The sequence below is a fragment of the Variovorax sp. P1_G12 genome, from assembly GCF_056405555.1.
The window spans coordinates 1-1,911 of the sequence record NZ_JBFUBW010000088.1 but is presented as its reverse complement, the minus strand read 5'-3'; the positions used below and the strand labels follow the sequence as shown (position 1 = coordinate 1,911).

At 61.1% G+C, this 1,911-nt stretch carries 1 protein-coding gene and 1 pseudogene; one reads left to right on the top strand and one right to left on the bottom strand.

Features of this window, described 5'->3' with window-relative positions; genetic code table 11:
- A pseudogene (locus AC1D2O_RS37635) lies at positions 1-169 on the bottom strand (IS5/IS1182 family transposase); the annotation flags it as partial.
- Between the two features lie 160 nt (positions 170-329).
- Here AC1D2O_RS37635 and AC1D2O_RS37630 point away from each other — a divergent pair.
- Positions 330-1,763, top strand: coding sequence for an ISNCY family transposase (locus AC1D2O_RS37630; protein WP_478158921.1), 1,434 nt, complete (start codon positions 330-332; stop codon positions 1,761-1,763).
- Positions 1,764-1,911: the final 148 nt, after the last annotated feature.

Below are 1,911 nucleotides of genomic sequence, written 5' to 3'. Positions count from 1 at the left end.
GACCGGTAGACGCCGGATCAACACCCTTGAAGCCCAGGGCTTGAAGGTCAAGCTCTTCGACAAAAGCGTCGACGACTCGCACCGGGTTGTCTTCGCCGATATAGTCATCAAGACATTCCGGCAACAACGCGACCTGCTGTCGGTCTTCGCCTTCGATGAATCGCTTCATGCGCCACCTCGCTCTGACGGGTTGGCAGATTTTATTTGGAGTGAGGAGATCAACGAAGTGTTTTCACACAACCTCGGCCGATTTCAGATGTCGCAAAGTCGCCCAACCCAGGTTCTGGGCTTGGGGTCCGGCCATGGCGACATCAACGGCGACGATCACGATGACGATGCGCGAAGCAGATCGGCTCAAGACGATCCAAGCCGTGGTGGACCGGATGCTGCGAGTTGGCCAGGCCGCGCAGCGGCTGGGAATCAGCCGACGACAGGTTGAGCGGATTGTCCAACGGTACGCAGCTGAAGGTGCTTCCGGCTTGGTGTCGCGCAAGCGCGGTCGCCCCAGCAACCACCAGTTGGCGCCCGGAACTGCGGAGCGCGCGATCACGTTGATCCGGGAGCGCTACGCGGACTTCGGCCCCACCTTGGCGAGCGAGAAGCTTCTCGAGTGTCATGGGCTGGCCGTGGGCAAAGACACGGTTCGCCTGCTCATGACCGCTGCTGGCCTGTGGACGCCGCGCAAGCAGCGGGCCGCCAAGGTGCACCAGCCGCGCAACCGTCGCGCGTGCCTCGGCGAGTTGATCCAGATTGATGGCAGCGACCACGCTTGGTTCGAGGAGCGAGCGCCGGCCTGCACGCTGCTGGTGTTCATCGACGACGCCACCAGCCGGTTGATGCAGCTGCGATTTGTGCCCACCGAATCGAGCTTTGCCTACTTCGAGGCGACCCGTGGCTATCTGGAGGCCCACGGCAAACCCATCGCGTTCTACAGCGACAAGGCAAGCATTTTTCGACCAGTGACTAAGCCGGAGTTCGGCGAGCGTGGGGTCACCCAGTTCGGACGGACCTTGTACGAGTTGAACATCGACATCATGTGCGCCAACACCAGTCAGGCCAAGGGGCGGGTCGAACGCGCCAACCTGACGCTACAGGATCGGCTGGTGAAGGAACTGAGACTGCGCGGCATCAGCACGCTGAAGACGGCCAACGCGTTCGCACCGCACTTCATCGCCGACTTCAACGGCCGGTTTGCAAAGCCGCCGCGGCGCGACTTCGACGCTCATCGGCCGCTGCGCGCCGACGAAGACCTGGACCTGATCTTCACCTGGCGCGAACAGCGCAAGGTGTCCGTGTCACTGACGTTGAACTATGCGCGAGAAATCTATATGTTGGCGGACACGGCGGGCAACCGGCGGCTGATCCAACGATACATCGACGTCTATGAATATCCCGACGGCCGCATCGAGGTTCGTTCAGGTAAAGGCGCCCTGCCCTATGTGCGCTACGACAAGCTGCCACAGATCGACATTGCGGCCGTCGTGGAGAACAAGCGTTTGAGCCACGCCTTGCGTGCGGCACAAGCTGTTCAGGAGCGGCGAGACGACCGCCGCTGCGCGCCATCTCGAACGAATCAAGGCCAGCTTCCGCGACCCAGGAAGGCAGCACCGGGAGCCGCGCATTCCCGGCAGTTCAACGTCGAAGAGTTTGAGCAGGCATTGCGCAAGGCTTGCAAATCAATGAACCCTTCGCCGAACGCTGCGAACTCAGAGGCGCGTCAACGTGCTCCGAAAGCAACAGCTCGTTCAACGCGGCAAAACTAACCGATCGCTCCGGCCTTCGGCTGACAAGGACCTGTAGTGCAGAGGCAAGGCAGTCACGGCATTCGTCGGATCCCATCAGAAGAGGCCAGAAATGCGACATTTCAACTTCGCTGGCGCTGCGACATTTGAAAGCAGCGTTGACATCCCC

Bases quoted from the DNA above. Each gene is read 5' to 3' on its own strand.
- AC1D2O_RS37630 (WP_478158921.1), top strand. From the start codon at position 330: ATGACGATGCGCGAAGCAGATCGGCTCAAGACGATCCAAGCCGTGGTG.